This is a genomic window from Actinomadura sp. KC216 (assembly GCF_004348535.1).
In the GTDB taxonomy this organism is placed as follows: Bacteria; Actinomycetota; Actinomycetes; order Streptosporangiales; family Streptosporangiaceae; genus Spirillospora.
The window spans coordinates 1-25752 of record NZ_SMJX01000016.1 but is presented as its reverse complement, the minus strand read 5'-3'; the positions used below and the strand labels follow the sequence as shown (position 1 = coordinate 25752).

General features: G+C 69.8%; 28 protein-coding genes. 12 read left to right on the top strand and 16 right to left on the bottom strand.

What is annotated here, in order from left to right; genetic code table 11:
* A complete protein-coding gene (locus tag E1264_RS04965) occupies window positions 1-516 on the bottom strand; it encodes a hypothetical protein (RefSeq protein ID WP_132170011.1) in 516 nt (171 codons plus the stop codon).
* Window positions 517-555: 39 nt separating this feature from the next.
* Between E1264_RS04965 and E1264_RS04960 the strand changes: the two genes are divergently transcribed.
* Together E1264_RS04960 and E1264_RS04955 are read left to right on the top strand one after the other, a co-directional pair.
* A complete protein-coding gene (locus E1264_RS04960) occupies window positions 556-1533 on the top strand; it encodes a CoA ester lyase (RefSeq protein ID WP_132170009.1) in 978 nt (325 codons plus the stop codon).
* Window positions 1534-1584: 51 nt separating this feature from the next.
* Window positions 1585-2856 carry a type II CAAX endopeptidase family protein gene (locus tag E1264_RS04955; RefSeq protein WP_132170007.1) on the top strand — a complete coding sequence of 424 codons (1272 nt, stop codon included), beginning with the start codon at window positions 1585-1587 and terminating at the stop codon, window positions 2854-2856.
* On the opposite strand, the gene E1264_RS04950 is transcribed toward E1264_RS04955, so the two are convergent.
* Window positions 2851-3240, bottom strand: coding sequence for an NUDIX domain-containing protein (locus E1264_RS04950; protein ID WP_165964010.1), 390 nt, complete (start codon window positions 3238-3240; stop codon window positions 2851-2853). The two genes, E1264_RS04955 and E1264_RS04950, sit on opposite strands and share 6 nt — an antisense overlap.
* An 84-nt stretch (window positions 3241-3324) precedes the next feature.
* Here E1264_RS04950 and E1264_RS04945 point away from each other — a divergent pair, with 84 nt between their 5' ends.
* From E1264_RS04945 to E1264_RS04930, 4 genes are read left to right on the top strand one after another with little or no spacing between them, the layout of a single operon-like run.
* Window positions 3325-3972, top strand: coding sequence for a DUF6758 family protein (locus tag E1264_RS04945; RefSeq protein WP_132170003.1), 648 nt, complete (start codon window positions 3325-3327; stop codon window positions 3970-3972).
* Between the two features lie 17 nt (window positions 3973-3989).
* On the top strand, window positions 3990-4856 hold the full coding sequence (locus E1264_RS04940; RefSeq protein WP_132170001.1) for a PHP domain-containing protein: 867 nt from the start codon (window positions 3990-3992) through the stop codon (window positions 4854-4856).
* Between the two features lie 10 nt (window positions 4857-4866).
* The gene (locus E1264_RS04935) at window positions 4867-5574 is read left to right on the top strand and encodes an MBL fold metallo-hydrolase (protein ID WP_132169999.1); all 708 of its coding nucleotides are present in this window, start codon (window positions 4867-4869) and stop codon (window positions 5572-5574) included.
* Window positions 5575-5576: 2 nt separating this feature from the next.
* Window positions 5577-6461, top strand: coding sequence for a PD-(D/E)XK nuclease family protein (locus tag E1264_RS04930; protein WP_132169997.1), 885 nt, complete (start codon window positions 5577-5579; stop codon window positions 6459-6461).
* Here the strand turns inward: E1264_RS04930 and E1264_RS04925 are convergent.
* The 3 genes from E1264_RS04925 to E1264_RS04915 form a co-directional block, all read right to left on the bottom strand.
* The gene (locus E1264_RS04925) at window positions 6458-7375 is read right to left on the bottom strand and encodes an oxygenase MpaB family protein (RefSeq protein WP_132169995.1); all 918 of its coding nucleotides are present in this window, start codon (window positions 7373-7375) and stop codon (window positions 6458-6460) included. The two genes, E1264_RS04930 and E1264_RS04925, sit on opposite strands and share 4 nt — an antisense overlap.
* A gap of 78 nt (window positions 7376-7453) precedes the next feature.
* On the bottom strand, window positions 7454-8194 hold the full coding sequence (locus E1264_RS04920) for a sporulation protein (RefSeq protein ID WP_132169993.1): 741 nt from the start codon (window positions 8192-8194) through the stop codon (window positions 7454-7456).
* 181 nt (window positions 8195-8375) lie between these two features.
* On the bottom strand, window positions 8376-8567 hold the full coding sequence (locus E1264_RS04915; protein ID WP_132169991.1) for a DUF1059 domain-containing protein: 192 nt from the start codon (window positions 8565-8567) through the stop codon (window positions 8376-8378).
* Window positions 8568-8735: 168 nt separating this feature from the next.
* On the opposite strand from E1264_RS04915, the gene E1264_RS04910 reads away from it, so the two are divergent.
* A complete protein-coding gene (locus tag E1264_RS04910) occupies window positions 8736-9233 on the top strand; it encodes an Imm21 family immunity protein (protein ID WP_132169989.1) in 498 nt (165 codons plus the stop codon).
* Between the two features lie 43 nt (window positions 9234-9276).
* On the opposite strand, the gene E1264_RS04905 is transcribed toward E1264_RS04910, so the two are convergent.
* The 8 genes from E1264_RS04905 to E1264_RS04865 form a co-directional block, all read right to left on the bottom strand.
* The gene (locus tag E1264_RS04905; protein WP_132169987.1) at window positions 9277-10515 is read right to left on the bottom strand and encodes an SGNH/GDSL hydrolase family protein; all 1239 of its coding nucleotides are present in this window, start codon (window positions 10513-10515) and stop codon (window positions 9277-9279) included.
* A gap of 126 nt (window positions 10516-10641) precedes the next feature.
* Window positions 10642-12135 (bottom strand): MFS transporter, encoded by a 1494-nt coding sequence (locus E1264_RS04900; RefSeq protein WP_207935718.1) that lies wholly within the window; start codon window positions 12133-12135, stop codon window positions 10642-10644.
* A gap of 237 nt (window positions 12136-12372) precedes the next feature.
* Window positions 12373-12870 (bottom strand): carboxymuconolactone decarboxylase family protein, encoded by a 498-nt coding sequence (locus E1264_RS04895; protein ID WP_243710749.1) that lies wholly within the window; start codon window positions 12868-12870, stop codon window positions 12373-12375.
* Between the two features lie 196 nt (window positions 12871-13066).
* The gene (gene sigJ / locus E1264_RS04890) at window positions 13067-13954 is read right to left on the bottom strand and encodes an RNA polymerase sigma factor SigJ (RefSeq protein WP_132169981.1); all 888 of its coding nucleotides are present in this window, start codon (window positions 13952-13954) and stop codon (window positions 13067-13069) included.
* Between the two features lie 104 nt (window positions 13955-14058).
* On the bottom strand, window positions 14059-15129 hold the full coding sequence (locus tag E1264_RS43095) for an Lsr2 family protein (RefSeq protein ID WP_165964009.1): 1071 nt from the start codon (window positions 15127-15129) through the stop codon (window positions 14059-14061).
* Window positions 15126-15794, bottom strand: coding sequence for a class I SAM-dependent methyltransferase (locus E1264_RS04875; RefSeq protein WP_132169975.1), 669 nt, complete (start codon window positions 15792-15794; stop codon window positions 15126-15128). The genes E1264_RS43095 and E1264_RS04875 overlap by 4 nt, the downstream gene beginning before the upstream one ends.
* Window positions 15795-15950: 156 nt before the next feature.
* A complete protein-coding gene (locus E1264_RS04870; RefSeq protein ID WP_132169973.1) occupies window positions 15951-16781 on the bottom strand; it encodes an SAM-dependent methyltransferase in 831 nt (276 codons plus the stop codon).
* 93 nt (window positions 16782-16874) lie between these two features.
* On the bottom strand, window positions 16875-17969 hold the full coding sequence (locus E1264_RS04865) for a DUF5753 domain-containing protein (RefSeq protein ID WP_132169971.1): 1095 nt from the start codon (window positions 17967-17969) through the stop codon (window positions 16875-16877).
* A gap of 424 nt (window positions 17970-18393) precedes the next feature.
* Between E1264_RS04865 and E1264_RS04860 the strand changes: the two genes are divergently transcribed.
* Window positions 18394-18981 (top strand): hypothetical protein, encoded by a 588-nt coding sequence (locus tag E1264_RS04860; protein ID WP_132169969.1) that lies wholly within the window; start codon window positions 18394-18396, stop codon window positions 18979-18981.
* 163 nt (window positions 18982-19144) lie between these two features.
* Here the strand turns inward: E1264_RS04860 and E1264_RS04855 are convergent, their stop codons facing one another.
* Window positions 19145-19798 (bottom strand): DUF4360 domain-containing protein, encoded by a 654-nt coding sequence (locus E1264_RS04855; RefSeq protein WP_132169967.1) that lies wholly within the window; start codon window positions 19796-19798, stop codon window positions 19145-19147.
* A gap of 736 nt (window positions 19799-20534) precedes the next feature.
* Here E1264_RS04855 and E1264_RS04850 point away from each other — a divergent pair.
* Together E1264_RS04850 and E1264_RS04845 are read left to right on the top strand one after the other, a co-directional pair.
* A complete protein-coding gene (locus E1264_RS04850) occupies window positions 20535-20954 on the top strand; it encodes a hypothetical protein (protein ID WP_132169965.1) in 420 nt (139 codons plus the stop codon).
* Window positions 20955-21043: 89 nt separating this feature from the next.
* Window positions 21044-23680: a tetratricopeptide repeat protein gene (locus E1264_RS04845; RefSeq protein ID WP_207935717.1), complete on the top strand. Its 2637-nt coding sequence runs from the start codon at window positions 21044-21046 to the stop codon at window positions 23678-23680.
* Here the strand turns inward: E1264_RS04845 and E1264_RS04840 are convergent.
* A complete protein-coding gene (locus tag E1264_RS04840) occupies window positions 23622-23879 on the bottom strand; it encodes a DUF397 domain-containing protein (RefSeq protein ID WP_347813361.1) in 258 nt (85 codons plus the stop codon). The two genes, E1264_RS04845 and E1264_RS04840, sit on opposite strands and share 59 nt — an antisense overlap.
* 29 nt (window positions 23880-23908) lie before the next feature.
* Complete coding sequence (locus tag E1264_RS04835) at window positions 23909-24757, bottom strand: helix-turn-helix transcriptional regulator (RefSeq protein WP_132169963.1); 849 nt, start codon at window positions 24755-24757, stop codon at window positions 23909-23911.
* 194 nt (window positions 24758-24951) lie between these two features.
* On the opposite strand from E1264_RS04835, the gene E1264_RS43090 reads away from it, so the two are divergent.
* Window positions 24952-25122 (top strand): hypothetical protein, encoded by a 171-nt coding sequence (locus tag E1264_RS43090; protein ID WP_165964008.1) that lies wholly within the window; start codon window positions 24952-24954, stop codon window positions 25120-25122.
* A complete protein-coding gene (locus E1264_RS04830) occupies window positions 25119-25643 on the top strand; it encodes an ATP-binding protein (RefSeq protein ID WP_165964007.1) in 525 nt (174 codons plus the stop codon). Before E1264_RS43090 ends, E1264_RS04830 begins: the two co-directional genes overlap by 4 nt.
* The last annotated feature ends 109 nt before the right edge of the window (window positions 25644-25752 follow it).

Here is a 25752-nt window from a genome sequence, read left to right as displayed (position 1 = left end):
TCAGCGGTCGACGTGGCGGCGCTTGCCGCCGAACAGCCGCGGCGGCGCGCCCGCCGTCGTCGCGGGCGTCGGGACGGGCCGGACGGTCGCGTACTCCTCCGCCGCCTCCGTGACCTCCTCGGCCGGGGTGAGCCGGACGATCCACGACTCGGCCGCCCACCGCTCCGCCTGGCCCTCGTGGGACGCGGCGTTCAGCCGGTCCTTGGCCAGCAGCGGCGCGACGGTGTCCCACAGCTCCGACCCCGGCTCGACCACTTCGGCGTCGGCGGCGAAGGACACCAGCCGCCCGCCCTTGTCCTTGCTGCGCAGGATCACGGTGACCCGCTCCCCGGCCTGCCCGGCCTCCGGCAGGCCGGGCAGCGGCTGCTCGCCCTCCCCGCCGGTCAGCACGTACGCCGAGCCCTCGTGCCACAGATGCCAGGCGGCCCTCGGCTGCGGGAGGCCGGGCAGATCCAGCCACAGCAGCCCCGACTTCTTGGCCGCCTCCTCCACCAGCGCCGCGTTCAGCTCACCCATGCTCCGAGGGTCTCACATCGCCCGGATAGCATCCGGGCCATGCGCGCCCGACGAACGACCCTTTCCGTCCCTGGCAGCAACCCCCGTTTCATCGAGAAGGCACAGGGCCTCCCGGCCGATCAGGTCCTCCTCGACCTGGAGGACGCCGTCGCCCCGTCCGCCAAAGATGACGCCCGCGCCCTCGTCGTCACCGCCCTCAACGAGGGCGACTGGACGGGCAAGACGCGCGTCGTGCGGATCAACGACCTCGACACCCACTGGGCGTACCGGGACGTGATCGAGGTCGTGGAGGGCGCCGGAGCCAACCTCGACGCGATCATGCTGCCCAAGGCGCAGGACGCCGGGCACGTCCAGTGGCTCGACCGGCTCCTCACCCAGATCGAGCTGGCGATGGGCCTGCCCCCGGGCCGCATCGGCATCGAGGCCCAGATCGAGGACGCCCGCGGCATGGTCAACGCCGACGCGATCGCCGCGTCCTCGCCCCGGCTGGAGTCGCTCGTGCTCGGGCCGGGCGACCTGATGGCGTCCCTCAACATGAAGACGCTCGTCGTCGGCGAGCAGCCGCCCGGCTACCCCGAGGGCGACGCCTACCACCACATCCTGATGCGGATCCTGATCGCCGCCCGCGCCCACGGCCTCCAGGCCATCGACGGCCCGTACTTTAACATCAAGGACGTGGACGCGTTCACGCGGGTCGCGCAGCGCGCCGCCGCGCTCGGCTACGACGGCAAATGGGTGCTGCACCCGACACAGATCGAGGCGGGGAACGCGGTGTTCTCCCCGTCCCAGGAGGACTACGACCGCGCCGAGCGGATCCTCGACGCCTACGACCACTCCGTGACCGTCGAGGGCCGCGGCGCCGCCCGGCTCGGCGACGAGATGATCGACGAGGCGTCCCGGAAGATGGCGCTCGTCGTCGCCGCGAAGGGCCGCGCCGCCGGAATGGCCCGCACGTGTCATCAGGTGACGCCGGGCGGGGACGACGCGACGCTTGGAGATGCGTCACCGGGGAACTGACACCCCGTACGATTCGTCCCACGTAGGCGAGGCATTACGGGAGGGTCGCACGTGTCAGAACGAGGGGACGCCGAGGGCTGGGCCCCGCTCGACCCCGACCTTCCCAACGGCCGTCCACCGGAACCGCACCCGCCGGAACGGCATCCGCAGCAGGCGCAACCGCCGCAGCCGCAGCCGGTCGGATTGAGCAAGGAGTACGGCCCGCCCCAATATCCGCAGGCGCCATATGGGCCCGGTCCCTACGAGCACGCGTACGGCGCCTACGGCGCCTACGGCCCGTATGGTGCGCCGCCCGTGAAGCGGGCCTGGACGGTGGACGCGCCGAAGGGTGCCCCGTTCCACCGGCTGGCGCGTACCGAGGCGCACCGGTGGTGGCGCCCGCTGGTGGGGACGCTGGCGATCGTGGCGGCCGGGATGGGCCTGGCCTTCGGGCTCATGATCATCGGAATGATCATCCGGGTGGTGGCGACCGGGGAGCTGCCCGACTCGTCCGGTTCGGAGAGCGGGCCGATCTTCGGGGACGAGACCGCCGACCTCGCGTTCAACCTGGCGGCGCTCGCGGTGTTCCTGCCGGTGGCGCTGTTGGCGGCGTGGGGGATCCAGCGGCGGCGCCCCGGCACGCTGTCGTCGGTCGCCGGACGGCTCCGCTGGCGCTGGATGCTGGCGTGCTCGGGCCTCGCGATCCTGTTCTGCGTCGTGTCCTACGGGACGTCGATCCTGGCGGGCGTCTCCCTGGAGGAGCAGTCGGGCGGCGACGAGCAATGGGTCGGCTGGGACGCCTTCATCATCCCGGCGATCGCCATCATCCTCCTGGTGCCGTTCCAGGCGGCGGCGGAGGAGTACGTTTTCCGCGGCTGGATGCTGCAGGCCGTGGGCGCCTGCACGCTGGAGAACGCCAAGCGGCGCGTCGGGCGCGCGCTGAGCGTCGTGTTCCGCACGCCCTGGCCCGCCATCGTCGTCGGTTCGGCGCTGTTCACGTCCGGGCACGGCTACACGAGCTGGGGCATCCTCGACATCTTCGCCTTCGGCGCGATCGCGGCGTGGCTGGCGGTGCGGACGGGCGGCCTGGAGGCGAGCATCGCGCTGCACGTGTTCAACAACCTGATGGCGTTCCTGTTCTCGGCGGCGGTCGGCGAGCTGGACATCGAGCAGGGCAGCGTGCCGTGGCAGGTCGTCGTGGCCGACGTCGTCCCGATGGCGCTGTACGCGGCGGGCGTCGTCTGGCTCGCCCGGCGGATGCGGATCCAGACCGTCACGACCGGCCCGGAGGACGAGGACGACGCCCCCGTCACCGGCACGCCCCAGCCGACCTCGGTCTCATAGCAGCCCCCACAGGACGAGCGCGTCCAGCAGCCCGTCCGTGACGGGAAGGCCCCGCAGTTCCTCCGGCGAGATCCACCGCACCTCGGACGCGTCGTCCCCGGCCTGGAGCGTCCCTCCGGCGACGTCCGCCGCGTAGTCGTGGATCTCGTAGACGACCCCGCCCGGCCCCGGCCGCTCCACCGACCCGATCTCCCCGCCTGCGACGACGTCCAGCCCGGTCTCCTCCTTCAGCTCCCGCGCGACCGCCGCCGGATCGTCCTCGCCGGGCTCGACGCGCCCGCCCGGGATGGACCACAGGCCCTCGCCCGGCGGCCGGCCCCGCCGCACCATGAGCAGCCGCCCGTCCTCGTCCCGGACGATCCCGCCGACGCAACGCACGCGCATGCCCTCCATATTGCCGCCCCTTGCCTGGCCGCCGACCCGGCCGAACTTGACGAACCGGGATGTCGCCGCGCAGGGTGGGTAATCATGAGGGCGGAGCCCACCTGCCCGCGGTGCGCGGGTCCCGTGCACCCGCCGGGACTCTGGTCGAGCGACTGGATCTGCGGGGTGCACGGCGCCGTCCTGCCGAGGCAGCCGTCCAAGCGACCCGGCCCGGACGCGCTGACCGCCGTCCTGCTCGACGCGAAGGTCCCCGTCTGGACGCCCTGGCCCCTTCCGCTGGGCTGGCTCGTCACGGGCTTCGCCACGGTCGGGGACGACCGCACGGGCGCGCGGGCGACGGCCGTCGCCGCGTCCGGGCCGGGGCTGGTCAGCGGCCCCGCCGACCTGGTGCTGATCGCCGAGGAGCCCGGCGTCGGCCTCGGCGCCCACTACGCGGGCCTGGACGGCGCCGACCCCGGCGAGGTCTTCGACGGCAGCCCCCCGCACGTGAAGATCGACATCAGCGGCCCGGCGGCCACCTGCGGCCACACGGTGCCGATGTGGTCGGTCGGCACGCGGCCCGACCGCGCCGTCTACGTCGGCGAGGCGATGGGCGACTGGCTGTGGGCGGCGCTCTGGCCCGCCGAGGCCGGCGTCCTGCTGCTGGAGCGCCAGAACCTCCTCGACCTGCGCGAGCCCGGCATGGACCTCGACCTCCCCTACGGCGCCCACAGCCCCCGCCTCGACGACTGACGCGAGACGATCACGCGATGCGCATCGATCTGCACAGTCACAGCACCGCGTCCGACGGGACCCGGCCGCCCGCCGAGGTCGTGCGGCGGGCGCGGGAGCGGGGGGTGGACGTCCTCGCGCTCACCGACCACGACACCGTCGCGGGCTGGGACGAGGCCGCCGCCGCGCTGCCGGACGGCCTGACCCTCGTCCCCGGCATCGAGCTCTCCTGCGACCAGGACGGCCGCAGCCTCCACCTGCTCGGCTACCTGTTCGACCCCGGCGAGCCCGTCCTGGCGGCCGAACTCGCCCGGATCCGCGACGACCGCGTGATCAGGGCCCAGGGCATGGTCGACAAGCTCCAGGGTCTCGGCGTGGACATCACCTGGGGCATGGTCCGCGCGCTCGCCAAGGGCGAGGCGGTCGGACGTCCGCACATCGCGCGGGCCATGGTCGACGCGGGCGCGATCGAGGACTACGAAGAGGCGTTCACCACGGAATGGATCGCGCAGGACGGCCGCGCCCACGTCGAGCGCTACGCGCTGGACCCGGTGCGGGCGGTCGGGCTCGTCCGCGCGGCCGGGGGAGTGTGCGTCCTCGCGCATCCGCGGGCGCGCCGCGGCGGATACGTCTTCTCCGACGCGGTGATCGAGCGGCTCGCCGCCGCCGGCCTCGCCGGGATCGAGATCGACCATCCCGGCCACGAGCCGGACGACCGCGCCCGGCTGCGCGATCTCGCCGCCGCGCTGGGCCTCGCCGCGACCGGTTCCAGCGACGACCACGGCGCGCCGACCGGCGACCGGCTCGGCGCCGAAACGACCGATCCGGAGGCGTTCGGGCAGCTTGTCGCGGGTGCGTCGGGCGGCCGCCCGCGTGTGCAAGATCAGGGTCGCGAATCGCGGTAGGGTGCCTTGCGTGGACGCGCGCATCGAACAGGTTGTGACGTCGGGGAAGCTGACCCTGGACGACACCGAGTACGACGTCGAGAACAACACCTACATCGTCGGTGACGACGACGAGGTCATCGTGATCGACCCGGCGTACGACGCCGAGGCCATCCTCAGCGAGGTCGGCGACCGCGAGGTCATGGCCGTCCTGCTCACCGACGGCAACGAGCACCACCTCAACGCGGTGCTGGAAGTCGCCGCCGCCGGAGAGGACGACGAAGAGAACTGGGCTCCCATCGCCCTGCACCGCGCCGACCGGCTGCTGTGGCGCGACTTCTTCTCCCGCCTCGCCAAAGAGGAGGAGGACGAGGACGACGCCAAGGCGCTCCGGTCCATCGAACCCGACATCTGGCTGGAGGACGGCGGCATCTTCGAGATCGCCGACGTGCAGCTGGAGATCGTGCACACCCCCGGCCACACGCCCGGCAGCGTCTGCGTGATCAGCGAGCAGCTCGGCTCGCTGTTCTCCGGTGACACGCTGCACCGCGGCCGCCCCGGCTCCATCGGCGGCGTCTACGAGGACCTGCGCAAGCAGCTCAACTCGATCGGCGCGCTGCTGACCCCGCTTCCGAAGGACCTGCAGATCCTGCCCGGCCAGGGCGAGGAGACCACGGTCGGCGAGGAGGACTCCCGCTGGGAGACGTGGGGCGCGCTGGCGCAGGAGTCCGACGACTGACGGTGGAGCAGCTCGGCTTAGAGGGCATGCCCCGGCGGCTGTACGCCTGCACGCCGTCCCGGTTGAACGCGTGGCTCGACTGCCCGCGCCGCTACCGGATGACGTACCTGGACCGGCCCATGCCGTCGAAGGGTCCGCGCTGGGCGCACAACAGCGTGGGCTCCAGCGTCCACAACGCGCTCGCGGCCTGGTGGCGGCTGCCCGTGCATGAACGCACCCCCGAGGCGGCCGGAACGCTGCTCGTCCGGGGCTGGCTGACGGACGGTTTCCGCGACGAGGCCCAGTCCGCCGAATGGCGTGACCGCGCCCGCGACATGACCGAACGCTACGTCGCGGGCCTCGACCCGCACGACGAGCCGCTCGGCGTGGAGCGCACCGTCGCGACCCGCACCGACCGCATCGCCGTGTCGGGCCGCATCGACCGCCTGGACGCCCGCGGCGGCGAGCTCGTCGTCGTCGACTACAAGACGGGACGGCACGTCCTCACCGCCGACGACGCCCGCGGCTCGCTGGCCCTGGCGATCTACGCGGTGGCCGCGTCCCGGGTGCTGCGCCGCCCCTGCCACCGCGTCGAGCTGCACCATCTGCCGTCCGGCGAGGTCGCGGCGTGGGACCACACCGACGAGTCGCTGGCCCGCCACATCCGCCGCGCCGAGTCGATCGCCGCGGAGGCCGCCGAGGCGGACGAGGCGTACCGCGCGAGAGTCCCGAAGCCGCGCCAGGGCGACGCCGCGGCCGATGTGGACCACGCTCCGCACGACGACCTGTTCCCGCCCCGTCCGAGCAACCTGTGCTCCTGGTGCGACTTCGCCCGCCACTGCCCGGAAGGCCTGGAGGCCGCTCCACGCAAGGAGCCCTGGGCCGCCCTCCAGGTAGACGTCCCCTAGGAGGCCGTGGCTATGGCCTTCTGGGTGCCGGACGGCCAGCGGCGCGGGTCGCGGAGCCCGTAGAGGCCCTTGCTGACGTCGTAGCCGTCCGCCGCGAGCCGCCGCCTGGCACGCTCCAGCATGTCGCGGGTGTCCTTGGCGAAGGCGTAGTCGTGCAGCCGCTCCGGCATCGAGTTCAACGCCAGCCGGAACGACCTGAGCGCCGCCGTCACCGCCGGCTGCGGCACCTCGGGCAGCGCCCCGTACATCCGGCGGGCCCAGTCCGGCAGCGTGTAGTAGCAGAGCGCGCCGAACGGGAAGTAGCCGGGCTTTCCGGGCGCGAGGAACCTCAGGTTCTCCGGCATCGTCGGCCACATCAGGAACCGGACGGTGGCCGCGGCCTCGTCCGTCACCCGCAGCCGGGACCGCATCTCCGCGAAGTACGCCTCCATCTCGGCGACGCTGCCGGGCACGTCCTCGGGGTGCAGCCCGACGAACGCCGCGGACCGGCGCTGCTCGTCGAGGTACCGGTCGGCCATGGCGCCGGTGAGCGGCAGCCCGGCGCGACGCGCGACCTCCAGGTAGGAGTACACCTCGGCGCAGTGCACCCACAGCAGCAGCTCGGGCTGGTCGAGCCGCTCCTTCCTGCCGGTGTCGTGGTTGAGGATGCGCAGGCTCCGGTGGATCTCCCGGACGCGGAACGCCGCCTTCTCGATCTCCTCGGGGCTGCCGAACGTGCCGATCCCGACGAAGTCGGCGGTGCGCTGGAGCCGTCCGAACGGGTCCTTCTGGAAGTCGGAGTTCTGCCAGACGCCCCACATGGCCATGGGGTGCAGCGCCTGCAGCATGAGGCTCCGGACTCCGCCGACCCACATGGACCGGTCGATGTGGACGCGCCAGGTGACGCTCTCGGGGGGCTGGACGGTCGCGGGCATTCACACCTCCATGAGACAAACTCAGGTAAGTGTGTCATTACTCCCGTCGTCCTGCGACAGCACCCCCGCCCTTGGCGGTCAGTTCCGCCAGAGCGACCGGCAGTGCTCGTCCAGCCAGGCGGCGCACGTGTCGAGCGTCAGGCCCGCGTAGTCGAACGGATAGGGCCCGTGCGGGCCGGTGATCAGGTCCAGGGAGTCGGGACGGGCGATGAACACCGTCTCCAACTGGGCGGCGGGGCCCCGCCCGTAGTCCGCCGGGAAGAAGAACTCCAACTCCTGCCAGAACTTCGACGTCTGATTCTGCCCGCCGTTGACCCGGCCCGTCTTGACCTCCGCCTCGTCGAACCGGAACCCGAGCGACTCGTAGGCGCCGAAGAATAGGTCCTGGGCGGGCAGCGCGTGCACGGCGATCTCATCGAAGTCGCCCCGGTCGACCGCGTTGTCGATCTCCAGGATGGTCCGGACGGCGGCCCTCGTCCCGCGCAGCCTGCGGCCCAGCGCGTGCGTGATCGGCATCTCCCACGGGACGTCGATCGCGATCCGGTGCTCCGCGACCTCGGCGGCCGCCAGCTCGAAGGCCGGGAGGGCCTGGGACGCGACCACCCCCGGGTTGTCCCAGCTCTTCTCGGTCGGCTCCGCCGCCTCGACCCGGGTGACGACCTGGACGGCGATCCGCTCCACCCTGACATCGGCTCCGCCGCCCTTGACGCTCACCCGGGCGTGCACGGTTCCACCGGGCCTGACCTCGTCCGATTCCAGGATCGTGGTGACTTCCGGCGCGTTGATGCCGAGCGAGCTGAGGAACGTGCGGAACGCCATGTGCGCCTACCTTCGGAACGGTCCCAAGCGGACGCCTCAGAGTAGGGTCTGAGACGTCCGGAGAGCCGCTTCCCACGGCGAAACCGCCACTTTCGGCCACGGCCGGAGAACAGCCGATCGCGGAGCTTCCCGCCCGACCCCATCGCCGGACGGCTGCCCGGTTGCCGCGATCGCCGGTCGGTCAGTGCATGGCGGGCTGCTCGTCCCTGAGCATGCCGCGGATCTCCTCCCGGAACTCCGGCGTGTCGTCGTGCCCGTGCACCGACGCCGCGTGCTCGGCGGCGGCGCGGACGACCTCGTCCTCCTCGCCGCTGATCGTGAGCGTGCAGTTCATCTCGCTGGGCGTCTCCCGGCAGTCGGCCACCTTCCGCATGGCGTTCTCCCCCTCCCGGCCGGCCCGCGGAAGAGAGCGGCTCCGCGGCGCCGACCGCTATCGCAACTCCCTTTCATCGTCGCATAAGCGCAGGTCAGAAGGAAGTTCGGTGGAACTGTCGGACAGGGGCCGTAGGGTGGCGCGGCGGAGTGAAAGGAGGCGGGATCGGTGGACTGGATCGAGTCCGGCGGTGGGCCGCTGCTCCTGGCACCGGCGTCCCAGCTCGCGCACTGGCGAGGCGTCGAGGACGACGACGGCCCTGTCGAGACATGGGGTGACTACGGCCGCGCCTGCGCGGTCGAGGGTTACCTAGGCCTCATCAAGGTCGGGGCCCTGGACGGCTTGGTCCTCGGCGACGAACCCGCCAGGACCACGTACCTTCCGGACGAACGGCTCCTCCTCCGCTGGTCGGCCGCCGACTCCGAAGGCGAACTGGTCGCCGCCGCCAAGAGGGCCGTCACCACGGCGCTCTGGGAGGAGCACCTGGTCTGGGACGTGGACGGCCCGGTCGTCCTGATCGACTCCGCCTGGCCCGGCTCGGCCCTCGAACCCGGCAACCATCTGGTGATCGAGCTGCCCCCGGCCCGCTACGACGTCCGCGCAGCCTATGTGGAGGAGGAAAGGAACTTCATGATCCTCGTTCAGCTCAACCCCGCAGCCGCCTGACCCGGGCGACCGGATCGAGGCGGCCGGCGCGGGAAGGGCGGCGTCATCGCTCCAGGGCGGCCGGGTTGATGGCGTCGGCCATGGCCCGGTATCCGGCCGGGCTGGGGTGGATGTGGTCGCCCATGTGCAGGCCGTCCGGGATGCGGCCGGTGCCGGCGGGGTCGAGGGCGCGGTCGAAGTCGGCGACGGCGTCGAAGGCGCCGCCGGAGCGGATCCACCGGTTGACCTCGTCGCGGATGCTCTCGCCCTCGTCGGTCCACCCGGCCGACCCCTGGAAGGGGGTGAGCGTGCCGCCAATGATCTTGACGTTGCGGGCGCGGGCGGCGCGGATCAGCGTCCGGTATCCGTCGATCAGGCGCCGCGCGGTGACGGGCGGGTCGTCGCGGTCGACGCCGCACATGCGGTCGTCGTGGAGCTGGATGTCGTTGACGCCGATCAGCACGACCGCCGTGCCGACGCCGGGCTGGTCGAGGGCGTCGCGGGTGAACCGGGAGACGCCGGCGTCACCGCCGCAGGCCGAGTCGGTCAGCAGCTTGTTGGAGCCGATGCCGGCGTTCAGCACCGGGTGGGGGCGGCCGGCGGCGAGCAGGCGCCGGGCGAGCGCGTCGGGGTAGCGGTCGTCGCCGTCGACGGTCGCGCCGAACCCGTCGGTGATCGAGTCGCCGAAGGCGACGACCGCCCTGTGGTGGGGACGGCCGCCGGAGGTCTCGACGCCCTCCAGGTAGTACCAGGAGCCGAAGCCGGGCTCGACCGCGTCGGTGTAGGCGGCGGCTGCCGGGTCGCGGTGGTGGTCGCCGGTGGCGCGATAGGTGGTGGTCATCGAGAGCTGGTGGTAGGTGGCCGGGCCGGTGGCCCCGGCGAAGTACAGCGTGATCGTGAGTTGGTCGCGGGGCTCGGCGGCCAGCGCGACCGGGTCGCTGACGGCCCGCCCCGCCGCGGGAATGGTGGTGGACGGTGAGCCCGCGAAGTGCAGTTGCCGGATCGTGCCCGGCCGCACGGCCGCGCCACCGGCCGCGCCACCGGCGGTGCGGCCGATGGTGGCGCCTGTGACGTGCAGGGGCGTGCGGCCGTAGGCGTTCGACAGCCGGATCCGGACGTCGGTGCCGCCGGTACTGACGCGGATGACCTGCCGGACCGACTCGTCGGCGAAGCCCCGCTCGGCCCAGGTGGCGAACCAGGGCGCCCCGGACGGCCGCATGACCGCAGCCGTCCAGGCACCATGCCAGGTGGTACCGGTCCCGGCGGTCGCGCGGCGAGAGCTGTGGATCTCGGGGGAAACCATGGTCGGACGCTCCTTCGATGTATGTCCGGGCTCAACGTGTTGGGCGCTGTTTGTTGAGGCTCTGCGTGGTTGGGCTCTGTGTTTCTGGGGTCTGCGCGGTCGGCCCCTTTGCGAGGTCCGGGGGGATCAGATGGTGGTGGTGTCACCGATCGGTTCGGGGACCGGCTTAGCGGCAGGCTCGATGACCGGCGCGGAGACCGGGGCGGGTTCGAGGTCGGGGGTCGCGTTTGCGCGGTGCCGCAGGAGGACGGCGGTGAGGAGGCTTGCGGCCAGGGCCACCGCGGCGGCGGCGAGCATCCCGGCGCGGTAGCCGTCGGTGAGCGCCACGGCTGCGACGCGTTCGCCGTCGGCCAGGGCTCCGGTGGTGCGGGCGGTGGAGATCGCGACGACGGCGGCCAGACCGAGCGATCCGCCGACCTGCTGGGCGGTGTTGAACAGCCCGGAGGCGAGGCCGGCCTGCTCGGGGCGGGCGGCGGACGTCGCGCCGACCGTGGTGGTGACGAACGCCAGTCCCGCGCCGACTCCGATCACCAGCGTCGGGCCGAGCACGTCGGTGAGGAAACCGCCGCTGGCGGACATGCGGGAGAACCAGGCGAGTCCGGCGGCGGTGACCGCCAGCCCGGTCGCCATCGTCGCGCGCAGTCCCAGGCGGGCGATGAGCGCGCCCGCGGCGCCTGCGGTGACGGCGATCGCCAGTGCCAGCGGCAGCTGCGCCATCCCGGCCCGGACGGGACCGAAGCCGAGGACCTGCTGCATGTAGAAGGTCAGGTAGAAGAACAGCGGGGCCATCGCCATCACGGTCAGCAGCGCCACCACGTTGGAGCCGCGCAGCACCGGCTGCCGGAAGATATTCAAGGGGACCAGCGGGTGCGCCGCCCGCGTCTCGATGAGGAAGAACAGCCCGATCAGCGCCACGGCCAGCGCGCCCAGGCCGAGCGTGCGCGGCGAGGTCCATCCGGAGCCGTCCGCTTCGACCAGGGTGTAGACGAGCAGTGCCAGCCCCGCGGTGGCGGTCAGCGCGCCGGGCAGGTCGAACCCCCGCGCGGTGCGGTCGGACGCCTCGGGCAGCAGCCGCGGCGCCAGCGCGAGCGCGGCCAGCCCGATCGGGACGTTCACCCACAGGGTGGCCTCCCAGCCCAGCCACTGGGTCAGCATGCCGCCGAGGATCGACCCGGCGGCGCCGCCCGCGCCGGCCACCGCCCCGAACACCCCCATCGCCCTGTTGCGTTCGGGACCGGCCGGGAAGACCGTCATGACCAGCGACAGCGCGGCCGGGGACACCAGGGCCGCGCCGATGCCCTGGGCGGCGCGGGCGGCCACCAGCATCCCGCCGGTCGTCGCCAGGCCGCCGGCCAGGGACGCGGCCGCGAACAGGGCCATGCCGAGCATGAACATGCGGCGGCGGCCGACCAGGTCGGCGGCGCGGCCGCCGAGCAGCAGCAGCCCGCCGAAGGTCAGGGTGTAGGCGTTGGCGACCCAGGACAGGTCGCCGGGGGCGAACTTCAGGTCCGTCCCGATCGACGGCATCGCCACGCCGACGATCGAGGCGTCCAGCACCAGGACGAACTGGGTGGCGGCGAGCAGCGCGAGCGCGAGCCCCCGCCTGGAGGCATACGTCATGATCATTTCTTTCGGTGAGGTCCCGCCGGAACCGGGATCGTGTCGGCGCGGCATGGTCACGCGCACCGATCCCGTGCGGGAGGCAAGGCGGAAGAAGGGCGACGGCGCAGAACCGTCGGCGGCCGTCAGGCTGGGCCGCGGCGAACAGGGGGAGGGGCGTATCTCAGAGGTGGGGTTCCGGGACGGACCACGGGGGACGTCCGCCCCGGAACCGGGTTTTCGGGAACCGTCGAGGGGCTATTCGGCCGTGGTCGGACGCCACTGCTCGGCCGGCGAAACCCCCGGCAGCGGCTTGCCGATCAGCGCGAGCGGGATGAAGAAGTTGACCTGCCCGATCGCCATGGCAAGCGTCGCCAGCGCAGCCTCGTCGTAGTGCTCGGCGGCCCGCGCGTACAGCTCGTCGGGGACGCGTTCCCCCTGCGCGGCGGGCGTGAGCACGGCCTCGACCAGCTCCAGCGCCACCCGCTCGGCGTCGGTGAAGTAGGGCGCGTCCTTCCAGGACGCCACAGCGGTGATCTTCTCCTCCGGCACGTCCGCACGGCGCAGGTTGCCGGTGTGCAACACCGTCAGATAGGTGTTGCCGACCAGCTGCCCGGCACGCAGGTGGACCAGGCCGATGGTGCTCCGCGCGACCGCCCCGTTCCCGACGATCTTGAAAAGGGCGGCGCTGGCGGCGCCGAGCTCGGGGACGAGCTGCTGCGGGTCGCCGAACCGGGAGGCGAGGGTCTCGTTCACGGGATGTCCTTTCAGTGGGGCGGGCCGTTCGCGCCCGCCTGATCTGCTCGTTCACCGCACTGACGACCCCGCATCGGCGGAGGTGACCGGCTGAGCCGGATTTCTTCAAAGACTTTTCGGCCCGTCGCGGCCCCGAACGCGCAGCGGCCCCCTTCCGATGATCCGGGTCATCGGAAGGGGGCCGCGGGCGGGACGGTCAGTCCGTGGTGGAGGCCAGATCGAGCGTGGCCAGCCGTTCGGGGTCGGCCAGGATGTCGATGCCGGCGATCCTGCCCCCGGCGACGGTGAAGCTCATGACCGAGATCGGCGTCCCGTCGACGGTGTTGACCAGCCCGGCCAGGCCGTTGATCAGGGCGGGGTGCGTGGTGGCGGTCGTGGCCATCCGCTGGAAGGTGGCGGCCTGCCCGGCCACCGCGTCCGCGCCGCGCAGGACCCGCAGCCCGCCGGCGAGGACACCGCCGTCCGCGCGCAGCACCACGTCCGGGTCCAGCAGGCTCAGCAGGGCGTCGAAGTCGCCGCCGCGCGCGGCGGTCAGGAAGGCGTCCACCACCCGGCGCTGCCCGGCCGGATCCGGGTCCGGCGGCGGGGTCGCGCCGCGAACCCGCTGCCGTGCGCGGCTGGCGAGCTTCTTGGCCGTCGCGGGCGTCCGGTCGACGATCGGCGCGATCTCCTCGAACGGCAGCCCGAACATGTCGTGCAGCACGAACGCCAGCCGCTCAGCGGGACTGAGCGACTCCAGCACCACCAGCAGCGCCAACCCGACCGAATCGGCCATCAGCGCCTGCTGCTCGGGGTCGCTGCCGTCCTCCCGTCCGACGACCGGATCGGGCAGCCGAGCCTCCAGCGACTCCTCGCCCCGCCGCTTGCGCGCACGGAGGATGTCCAGGCACACCCGGCCGACCACGGTGGTCAGCCAGCCGCCCAGATTGTCGATCTCGCGGTCGTCGGACCGGGCCAGCCGCAGCCACGCCTCCTGGATCGCGTCATCGGCCTCGGCCAGCGAACCGAGCATCCGGTACGCGACCGCCTTCAGGTGCGGACGGTGCTCCTCGAACCGCATGGCCAGAAACTCGGACGAATTCACGGTCACACTCCCCCTTCCGCAGACGTTATCGCCCCCATGACGCCGCAACCTCCACGAAGGTGACCGGGAGCGGCTGGGGACGGTCGGGAGAAGACCGCCGAGACCTAGTGACTGGCGTCGTACATGGCGACGATCGCGGCGGGGAGCGGCCCCGAGTCGTTGACCGCCAATCCCCGGCCCTTGGCCCAGGCGCGGATGGCTTCGAGACGCTCGTCGCGTTCGGGCGGCCGTTCCTCCGCGGCATGGCGCCGTTCGGCCTCCTGATCCGGCCAGAACCTCGCGACGTACCGTTCGATGCCCTCGGCGCGTTCCCACTCCTCATCGCCGGGAGCGACGTTCCGGGCGTAGAGGTCCTTCTCGATGCCGGGCATGACGCTGCGGCGGTAGCCGAGCAGGTGGAGGTGATACCAGCCGGGCGGCAGCTCGAACACCCCCGGGTGGCTCCCGGTGGCGACGCCCTGCACCCCGATCGACCCGTGCGTCGCCCGGAAGCTCAGCCGCGTCTCCACCTCCGGCTCGTCCCCGGCGTCGGTGACGTCGGAAGGCGGAGCCTCGCTCCACAGCTCGAACCGGATGCCGGGCTCGGGCAGCTCGCACATGGGCCGGACGTGCACCGCGCCGCGCGTCGCGGAGAACCAGGTGTCGGAGACCTCGGGCTCGGGGACGTCGTCTCCGTCGTCGTAGAAGCCGAAGATGCCGTAACCGGTCATCGCCACCCGCTCAGCGGCCGCGACGAGCCCACTCGCGCTGTCCACGCTCTCCGGCCACAGCTGGACGGTGTAGGACTCCCGCCCGTCGAAGCCGCCTCGGGCGGCAAGCTCGCGGTTACGTCCGGCGACGCGTGCGTGATACCGGCCGGGACGCACGGTGAACCCGTTCCGGAGGAGCCCGTGCCGTCCGCTGAACGCCAGCCTCCCCGTGGGGACGTCGAGGGCGAAGGTCTCCTCGGTCTCGGGCAGGGGATCGCCGGGCGACGGGGCCGGCTCGCCGTCCCACAGCTCGAACGTGACGACCTTCTCCGTGACCTCCTGGGCGACCCGGATGAAGATCGCCTCACCGGTCGCCGCCGCCCAGCCGGACACCGGCGGCGGCGCCTCTGCGTTCCCAGCCGTGATCTCGAGAACGGACTCACGTGACCAGGCCCAGTGCCAGGTCGACGAGATGCGCGTGCTCATAGGCCCGGTCCCGTCCGGGGTTTGGCGACCCCTGCGATGAAGTTGGGGCCGACCGGCTGCACGTCGCTCGTCCAGCCCCATCCGTCCAGGTCCCGGGCGAGCTGGTCGGCCTCATGGAACACCTTGACGACGCGGTGTTCGCTGCCGTCGTCCAGCCGGCGCCGCACGGCGGGAACGTCGTCCCCGGCCAGCACTTCCTCGATCGCGGCCTCGCCCGGCCCGTTGTCGATGAAGACGGCCTTGCCGCCGGGGGCGAGGGCGTCCGCCACGATCTGCCAGAAGCGGGACGAGAGGCTCGGCGGGACGTGCGAGAGCCAGAAAGCGAAGAAGACCGTGTCGTACGTCCGCTCCGGGCGCCAGTCGAACAGATCGGCGCAGACGAACTCGACCTGCGCGGGAGCGACCCGCTCCCGGGCGATGGCGATCGTCTCGGGAGCCGCATCGACGGCGGTCAGGGAGCGAGCCCGAGGAGCCAGGAGCGTCGTCCACTGCCCGGTGCCGCAGGCCAGCTCCAGGACGTTCCCGACGATCGGGAACTCGTTGAACACCGGCAGCAGGAGCCGCATGTCATCGCTCCGCTCGGCGTACTCCCGGTCATACTCCGGCGCACGAGCCCGGTAGTAGGCGATCTGTTCCCTTAACGCTCTCTCGACGTCCAGTCCCATGCCCGCCACCGTAACGCAACCCCTCCTTGCTGGGGACCTACTCAAGCGCCACACGGACCATTAAGAGTTGAGATATCTGCGCCAGGATAGTCGTCGTATTCCTGCACACTCCATATGGCCGGAGTCAGTGGCTTGGGAGGCGCGTTCGGGTGCGGATTACCCGCGCTTGCGTGCGATTCCCGCGAGGGGCTGGATGGCGGGAGGGGGTTCGACGGAGGTGACTTCAGGACGCCAATCGAGGCAGGGAACGATTCCGGGGGGAAGGAGTTCCAGACCGTCGAAGAGCCGGCGGATCTGGTCGCCCGAGCGGATTTTGTAAGGAACCGATCCGCCCTCATCGTAGGTGCGTTGTGCCTCGGCGAGTTCGGCGGAGATGGTGTTGGCGCCGTCCGCGATGGCCAGGTGGCTGCCCGGCGCCAGGCCGTCCATCAGGTGTGCCACGGTGGCGGCGGCCTGCTCGTCGTCCTCGACGTGGCCCAGGACGCCCATGAAGGTCAGGCCGACGGGCTTGGACAGGTCCAGCGTCCGTGCGGCGCCCTCCAGAATCGCCTGCGGGTCGTGCATGTCGGCTTCGACGTATTCGGTGCTGCCTTCGGGAGTGCTGGTGAGGAGCACGTGCGCGTGCAGGAGCACGAGGGGGTCGTTGTCGACGTAGACGACGCGGGCGTTCGGCGCGATGCGCTGGGCGACCTCGTGGGTGTTGTCGACGGTGGGCAGGCCGGTGCCCACGTCCAGGAACTGGCGAATGCCCACGTCCTCGGCCAGGAATCGGATGGACCGCTTGAGGAAGTGGCGGGTGAGACGCGCGATGGCGATGATGCCCGGGAAGGTCTCCACATATTGATCGCCCGCCGCGCGGTCGACCGGGAAATTATCCTTGCCCCCGAGCCAATAGTTCCAGATTCGCGCCGAATGCGGTATGGATCTGTCTATACCGGCGGCGTGCTCCTGCTCGGCGATGTTGAAGAAATCGTCGTCGCTGCTCATCCTGGTCTCCACCGGGGCGTTGGACGGGTACCCACCCATCCTGTGTATCGGGGAAGGTGCAGGCAACCCCTGCCGCCCCGGCAGGCCAGAATGTTACTGAATTTCGGTTTCGATACTGCGCATGAACGTCTTGGACGGCTCGGGCTTCAGTGCGGCGAGACCGAGTTTGTGGAACGCGTGCAGGTAGTGCCCGACGTCCTTCTCGTCCGACGGGTAGAGGGGCCCATCGGCATGGTCCAGATACACGAGATCCTGGAGTTGGAGCGACTCGAACCGCAAGATCGTAATGGGCCCGTCAGCCGAATCGTGAGCCGGATCGGACGCGGGAATGATCTGGATGCACACGTGCCGCTCCAGCTCCAGAAGGTGACGGACCTGTGCCCGCATCGTCGCCGTGCTCACCACATCGGACCGCAGCGCGCCCTCGTTGAGAACCGCCCACATGTGCGGCCGCCCCTTGCGGCGGTTGAGGTGCCGCTGCCGGTGCATCCTCAACTGGACGCGGCGCGCGAGCCGCTCCCGTGGTTCGTGCCCGTACCGCAGCCGGAAGAACTCGGCCGCGTACTCGGGCGTCTGGAGCAGGCCCGGGATATCGAGATGCCCGTAGCAGAAGATGAGGTCGGACAGCGGTTCATGGTTGAGATACCGCTCAAGCCGTGCGGGGACGATGTCGGAATAGCTGCTCCACCAGACCTGGGCGCCACCCGCGGAACCGGCGGCATCGCACGCGTCGGCAGCCGTTTTCGCCGGAATCCGGGACGCCGGTGATTTCGCCGCCGCGCGAAAGGCGGCGGTCGCCGTCTCGTGCTTGAGCTTCCATTCGTCGAGCGTTCCGACTCGCGAAGGGTCGATGTTCCGCTCCGCGGCCGCCGCGCGGAAGACACGGAGGAGCAGGGCGACCTGATCCCACGCGGGAAGCTGCTTTCGCTTGCCCTTGAGGGTCGTCCACGCGGCCGTCCTGCTCAGATTGGTGATCCCGGGCCCTCCCGGACCCGCCTTTTTCGTGGGTGCGTCCAAACGCCTTTTGAGCTCACTGAAGCTGGCGATCCCCGATCTGCCGTAGGCGTCGTGCAAATCTCGTGAGAACTCGTCGACGATGCGCTTCTGTTCGTCTGTCACGGTGACTCCTTGCCGCGAGTTCGGGCGAAGGTTGCGCGCAACGATACAGCGTAGCCACGCACGGGGCACCGACTGTGTATTAGGACACACAACGGATGTGCCGCGCGGGGCCACGGCCCCGCGCGCCCGAATGACCCCGGTAGCCGAGCGGTCCGGGATCGGAGTATGGACCGTTCAAGATCGCGTTCGTATTCGTCCGGACTTGTGAGTCCCGGGCGCGAGGACGGCAATGCGCCGCAAGAATCTCCACCGACCCGCCGGCCACCCGTAAGGGGATGTCTCCGCCGATGCTGCGCTCGTTACCGATCCCGTTGTTCGACGAAGCCGACGCATTCTGGCGCGACGTCGCCTGCGCGCTGTTCGTGGTCTGGGCGGCCCGGACCGGCAGAGGGCTGCGCCCGGTCCCCGTCGCGCAACTCAGTGCTCACGAACTCGAAGAGTTCTGGGCCGACGACCAACTCGACCCGTCTCCTGGAACCGGAAGTCAGCAACCATGCACAAACCTCTCGTCGCCGTCGACATCATTGCTTTCGGCGACCTGCGCCGCGACCTGGACCTTCAAATCAGGCTGCGGACGAGCATGTATCGAGGAGTGGCGCAGGCCCTCACGATCACGGGCCTCTCCCTGGCGGACTGCCACTATGAGGATCGCGGAGACGGGGCCCTCATCGTCGCTCCCGGCGAGGTGGATCCCTGCCGGTTCCTGGATCCCTTCGGCCACCACCTGGCCGCCGTCCTGCGGCGCGAGAACCGCTATCTCGACTCGGCCCACCGCCTCCGCCTCCGCGCCGCCGTGCACTACGGACACGCCGAGCACGACGAGCACGGCATCGTCGGCCGCGCCCCGGTAGAGCTGTTCCGGCACCTGGAGGCCCCCGCCTTCAAGCGCGTCATGGCCGACACACCAGACGCCGACCTGGGCCTCATCGTCAGCGGCTCGCTCTTCGACGACGCCACCCATCGCGGCGGCCTCATCGACCGGGACGCCTACCGCCCCATCCGCGTCTTAGTGAAGGAAACCCGCACCAACGCCTGGATATGGCTTCCCCCACGCTCGCCTCACCACCCCACCACGCCATGACCAGGCCACCGGCCCCCGAGGGCGGCGGGGCGTTTGACGCCGCCGCCGCCGACACCGCGGGGGCAATGCCCGCGGTCAACGCGAGAGCGGAGAGGCGAACCACTCCCTCACGCATGGACCCTTGTTCTTTCCGTAGGAGGTTGATCGGAGACGGACGGCCCGATTACGAGCACTTCTTCCAGCTGTAGTGGTAGGTCGTCTTGATGGTGTTGTCGATGGAGTCCACACCGATGTAGCTGACCTTCGCCGGGTCGGTCCCTACGTCCACCCGTACTTCGGTCTTGATGTTGAAGTACCGCTGCTCGCCGCATGGCGACCATACGAGCTGCGCGAAGGGCACGGTGTCGTTGAACTGCCAGTCGTCCTTGAGAGGGCCGGCGAGGTGATGTGAGATCTGTTTGGTGTCCGTCTCGCCTTGGAAGTAGTAGCTGGCGACTTGTGTGGCTTTCGCCCCGGGTTGCAGGGAGGCGTAGCCCCGGTGTTCCGTCTTCGAGACGGCGTAGCTGAACCCGTGTGGGACGAAGACGTCCAGATTGAGCTGGCAGCTCTTGCGGGCGTCGATGGGCTTGGACGCGCCGCCCGTCTGGGCGATGTACGCGGAGTAGGTGACTGTGAACGACTTGAAGTCGCGTGCCAGGGCGACCGCGGCGGTGCCGGCCGGGCAGCCGCTGCCGTTGACGGTCACGAGCTTCATGGTGACTCCGGTCGGCGGCGGGTCTTGCGCCAGCGGATTCTCGGACGCGGCAGCGGGAGTGACCGACGCTGCGGTCATGGCCAGCGCCGCGGCAGCCACGGAAAATGCGATCCCTTTACGCATGCTATTCCTCTGCTCGGGGGGAGACGTTGGAGGCGGCGCCGGGTCTCCGGATTGACCGGACGCCGCCAATGAAGACAGACCCGGGATCTGATGTGAAGAGTAACTTTTATGGTCAAGTACTGTCAATCAGAGTTTTTCAACTTCCGATCTCGTTGCAATTGCCAGGTGGAGTCGCGTCTCAGCTCACCTTGATCATCGATTATCGAGTGTCAATGCCGACTCTTTGACAGAGAATCGTTCCAATCAATGTTCGAGATCGCTATAGGACGGTGAGCAGGAAGTTCGCACGTCCAGGAACGGCCGGAAGCGGCCGCTTCGCCTCTCATGGACCGCTCCATGCCACCCCTTTTATGGACGGTGGCCAATACGGCTGCCGACCACTCCAGCCAAGCTACGCTTGCCGCAATTGACATAGCGTGCCGGGGTTAAGATTTCTCTGCCGTCAATGTCGCCGACGCGGTCAGGGTCGGGTCACGCGGTACTCCCTGCCCCGTGGCGTCTCAAGGTGTATTCCGCGGTCGGGGGCTTCATTCCAGAATCTCAATACCGGGCCGAAGGATGTGAGGTTGACATCGCCGCAGGCGGAATACCGCACCCTCTGAACAGGACGTGGCTGCGGCTGCGCCGCCGAACGGTCACGGCCAGGTGCGGCAAAGCGTCGGTGGGTCAGCGGGAGACGCGTAACAATCGAAGTAACGCGGGCACGTCGCCCGGGCCGGTATTTGCGGGAGACGATGTGAGCGCTAGGCGGCATCAGGCGGCCGCGGCCGCAGTTGGTGTGGTGGTCGGCGCGGTGGTGAACGTGGCCACGGGCATGCTGACCCAGCAGTGGGACGTGGCATGGGTGGCGGCGACGGTGGCGTTCGTGGTGACCGGCGCGGCCCTGCTGGCCTGGCTGACGTACCGCGCGACGCCAGACCCGGACCCGGCACGTCCAGCCCGAGTGTCGGCGTCCGGCGACGGTGCGATCGCCGCAGGCGGCTCGGTGAAGGGATCCTCGACCAAGGTGACGCGACCGCCCGCAGGCGCAACGACCCCACCAGGCCCGGACACCGGTCAGGGAGTCAGCGCATCAGGGCTCGGCGCGATCGCCGCCGGGAACGACGTGGACGACTCCCACACCCAGGTCACAGGCGACGACCCGGCGACGCCATGAGGCGCGGGCGAGGCGGCCCCTCTCCAAGCGGGCCGGGACGGGACGACGAACGGCGCGACCAGCATGTCGAAGCCCCTGGCCCCGGGTCGATGGCTGCCGGCGGCGACATCGTCAACTCGTCCACGAACGTGTACCAGGCGGCGCCGCTGCCGCGCCCCGAAGAGGTAAAGCCGCCACCCTGGACGCCGCCGACGCTGCCACTCCGCACCACGATGTTCGTCGGACGAGGCGAGGAGCTGGCCGAACTGGACGCCGCGCTCGCGGACCCGGGCGGGGTGGTGGTGCAGGCAGTCCATGGGCTCGGCGGAGTGGGCAAGAGCACGCTCGCTGCCCAATGGGCACACCGTCACGCCGAGGCTCACGTCCTGACGTGGTGGATCACCGCCGACTCGGCGGCGAACGTCACTGCCGGGCTGGCCGACCTGGCAGGGCTGCTGGTGCCGGAGATGAGCCGCAGCGCACCGGCGGCGGTCGCGCCGAAGGAGCGGGCGGCCTGGGCGCGGCGGTGGCTGGCCGCCCACACCGGCTGGCTGGTGGTGCTCGACAACGTCACCGATCCCGCCCACGTGGGCGAGCTGTTGACCAGCGCACCCGGCGGCCGGTTCCTGATCACCACTCGACTTCGGGAAGGGTGGTATGACCTCGTCCCGGCGTTGATCGAGCTGGACGTGCTCAGCCCGTCCGAGGCGCAAGACCTGCTGGCCCGCATCGTCGCCAACGGCCGCCCGGCCGCCGATCTGGACGGTGCCGCAGAGCTGTGCGCCGAGCTGGGCCATCTGCCACTGGCCATCAGGCAGGCCGGTGCTTACATACGCCAGACGCGCTTGTCCCCGGCCGCCTACTTGCAGCTCCTGCACGCTGATCCGGCGGCGCTGTACGACCAGACCGCTCGTGGCACCGACCCGCAACGCACCATCGCCCGGATCTGGCGCCTCACCCTGGACCACCTGGCCACGACCACGCCACTCGCCGGAGAACTGCTGCGAATTCTGGCGTGGTGGGCACCCGACGACATCCCTCGCAACCTGCTCGAACCGCTCGACGCCCCGGTCCCGCTCGCCACCGCGCTCGGCGACCTGGCCGCCTACAGCATGATCACGTTGGACGCCGACACCATCGCCGTGCACCGCCTGCTGCAGGCCGTCGCCCGTACCCCCGACCCGCGCCCGGTTGAGGACGACGGCGACCCCCACCGCCGCGCCGACGACATCGACCACGCCCGCACCCAGGCCACCGCCTTGCTCAGCAAGGTCCGCCCCACCATGGTCAACGATCCGGCTCAATGGCCGGTCTGGTGGACTCTGCTTCCCCACATCACCGCACTGGCCGACCACGCCAACCCCGAGACCGACACGATCAACACTGCGCTTCTACTCCATTGGACTGCGTTTTTCCTGCAGGGCCAAGGAGCCGTTGAACGCGCCATCACTTACTACCAGCGCGCTTTGACCAGTCGGGAGCGGATGCTGGGTGAAGATGACCCCGCCACCCTGACTTCTCGTAACAACCTGGCGGTTGCTTATGAGACAGCTGGTGACTTCGGGCGTGCGATCCCGTTGTATGAGCGGACGCTGGCTGATCAGGTGCGGGTGTTGGGTGAAAATCATCCGTCCACGCTGATTTCTCGTAACAACCTGGCGGGTGTTTATGAGGCACTTGGGGATTTGGGACGCGCGATTCCGCTGTGCGAGCAGGCACTGATTGATTCTGAGCAGCTGTTGGGTGAGGATCATCCCGACACGCTGGCCTCTCGTAACAATCTGGCGGGTGCTTATGGGGCGGCTGGTGATGTGGGGCGTGCGATTCCGTTGTTTGAGCGGACGCTGGCTGATCGGGTGCGGGTGTTGGGTGAGGATCACCCGGACACGCTGATTTCTCGTAACAATCTGGCGGGTGCTTATGGGGCGGCTGGTGATGTGGGGCGTGCGATTCCGTTGTATGAGCGGACGCTGGCTGATCGGGTGCGGGTGTTGGGTGAGGATCATCCCCAAGCATTGGCCTCTCGTAACAACCTTGCTTATGCCTACAAGATGGCCGGTGAGGTGGGGCGTGCGATTCCGTTGTATGAGCGGACGCTGGCTGATCAGGTGCGGGTGTTGGGTGAGGATCACCCAGACACGCTGATCTCTCGTCACAACCTGGCGGCTGCACTTGAGGTGGCTGGTGAGGTGGGGCGTGCGATTCCGTTGTTAGAGCGGACGCTGGCTGATCGGGTGCGGGTGTTAGGTGGGGATCATCCGGACACGTTGGCCTCTCGTAACAACCTTGCTTATGCCTACCAGATGGCCGGTGATGTGGGGCGTGCGATTCCGCTGTACGAGGAGACGCTGGCTGATCGGGTGCGGGTGTTGGGCAGGGATCATCCCGATACGCTGGTCTCTCGTAACAACTTGGCGGGTGCCTTTGATGTGGCTGGTGATTTGCAACGCGCGATTCCGCTGTACGAGGAGACGCTGGCTGATCGGGTGCGGGTGTTGGGCAGGGATCATCCCGATACGCTGATCTCTTGCAACAACCTGGCGGGTGCTTTTGGGGCGGCTGGTGATCTGGGACGTGCGATCTCGTTGTTCGAGCAGACGCTGTCCGATTGTGAGCGGATACTGAGTGACGATCATCCGATCACCAGGTTGGTGCGGTCGAACGTGGACGCTGCGCGGCAGCGTGTGTCTAGCGGCGGTCGAGCTGGCCGGTTTTTACGGTGGCGACGAAGGCGGCCCAAGCCTTAGGCCCGAAGCCGAGCACCGGCCCGTCCGGATCCTTGGAGTCCCGCGCCAACACCACCGCCTCGTCCGCCGCCACCTCAACGCACTCGCCGCCGTTGCCGATGCTGCGGCTGCTCTTTCGCCACGCACCGACCTCGACACATGAACCGTTGTTGGCGCTGCTGCGGGCCTTGCGCCATGTGATCTGAGTGAGGTCCATCATGGAGACCTCCACTTCCTGTTGTGTCACGCCTACTGCCGAGCTAGCTGAGCGATCAATGCACGTGTCTCGTCGGGGCCGAGCGCCCTCGCTCGAAGCTGGTTGAAGAGCTGTACGTAGTCGTCGACCTCTTCTGCTTCCTCAAGGTAAATGCAGCCGTTTCGGTAATCAACGTACACGACGTCCGGATCACGGCGGTCTGGGAAGCTGAGGATCTCGAAAGCGCCGTGCATGGACGGGTGCGCGCCGCTGACCAGCGGAAGCACCTGGATGGTCATCCCGGGCATCCGCGACAGGGCCGTGAGATGGTCGAGCTGCTCCCGCATGACGGTCTGGCCGCCTACCTCCCTACGTAGAGCCGCTTCGTTCTGGATGATCCACAGCTTCGGGCGATCCGGGCCTTCGAGCACCTTCTGTCGCCGCATGCGGACTTCGAGCATGCGCTCGCCATCGTCGGGTGAGACGTCGTCGTCCGCAAGCAACACGGCACGGGCGTACGCTTCCGTCTGTAGGAGGCCGAAGACCGCCTCTGATTGGTAGGAGCGTAGCTCGGAGACTTCTTCTTCGAGACCGACGTAGACCTCGAACCAGGCTGGGATCGCGTCTCCATACTTTTGCCACCAGCCGCGTTGGCGGCTTTGGCGGGCGAGGGTGACCAGGACCTCCGTGCGTTCGTCGTCCAGGCCGTAGAACTTGCAGAGCGCCATGATGTCGGCGACCTTCGGCGCGTGGACGGCGGCCTCGATGCGGCTGACCGTGGCGGGCGCGATGTCCGCGAAGCGGGCCGCCTCTTCGCGGGTCCTTCCTGATTCCTTGCGCAGCCGTCGCATTTCGGACGCGAGGCGCCGTCTGCGGACCGTGGGGCTTGTCCGACTCGCCACGTTCGTACCTCCTGTTGGTATATGCCCACCGCGCGGACCATGATTCTTTGAGCGAGTTCACTTCTTTGGGTTTACAAACTCATCTCGTCCGCTGCATGCTCAGACCCTAGCGAGAGATTACGCACGGTGTATGGGTGATCACGGAAGAAAGTTGGGGATTCGTGGTGCCCGCGTGCAGCGAGAAGGGGCGTCCGATGTTGTCGACGGATCAGCGGCCGCACGAGGTGCGGTTCAGCCTCCTGGCTGATCTGTATCTCAAGCTGGGAGATCGCGAGCTGGGCACGTCCATGCTCGTCCACCCGACGGACGGGGAGTCCGTGCTGTGGGTGGCGGGGCGGGGGCTGCGGACGGTGGGTGTGCGGTGAAGCGGCATCACCTGGGGACGTGCGTCATCCCGTCCGCGCCGCAGAACGTGGTGAACGGGCGCCGGTGGCTGCTGGGCCGCCTTGAGCCCATTCTCGGCAAGCGGCACAGCGCGTGTGACGACAGCGTCCTGCTGCTTTCGGAGACGCTCACCAACGCGGTCGTGCACGGCAACGGCCGGATCGTGGAGGTGGACGCGTACGTGGACGCCGCCAACATCCGGATCGAGGTGACGGACGAGGGTGGCGGCGCCACCGTCCCGCAGCGGCGGCACGACCCGGACGGCGTTCACGGGCGCGGCCTGCCGATGCTGGCGATGCTCACCAAGTCGTGGGGGTTCGAGCAGCTCGACGACGGGCGCCTGCGGGTGTGGTTCGAGGTGCCGCACACCGCCGTCCCCGATCAGCGGAACGGCAGGCGGGTCAAGGAGCCGGGTGGCAGTCCGACCGCGCCTCGGGAGGACGGTACCCATGGCCCGTGTGCCTACCTGGTGAACGACGTCCGCCAGTTCACTGATCGGTGACCCGGCGGCCGTCCACGGGGAGAGCGGTTCTGCGACCGGGAGTGCCCTTAGGCGGGCTGAAGCCGGGGATGGGGGTCCATGGGGCGGACGCGGTGCTTCGGGGCTGGAC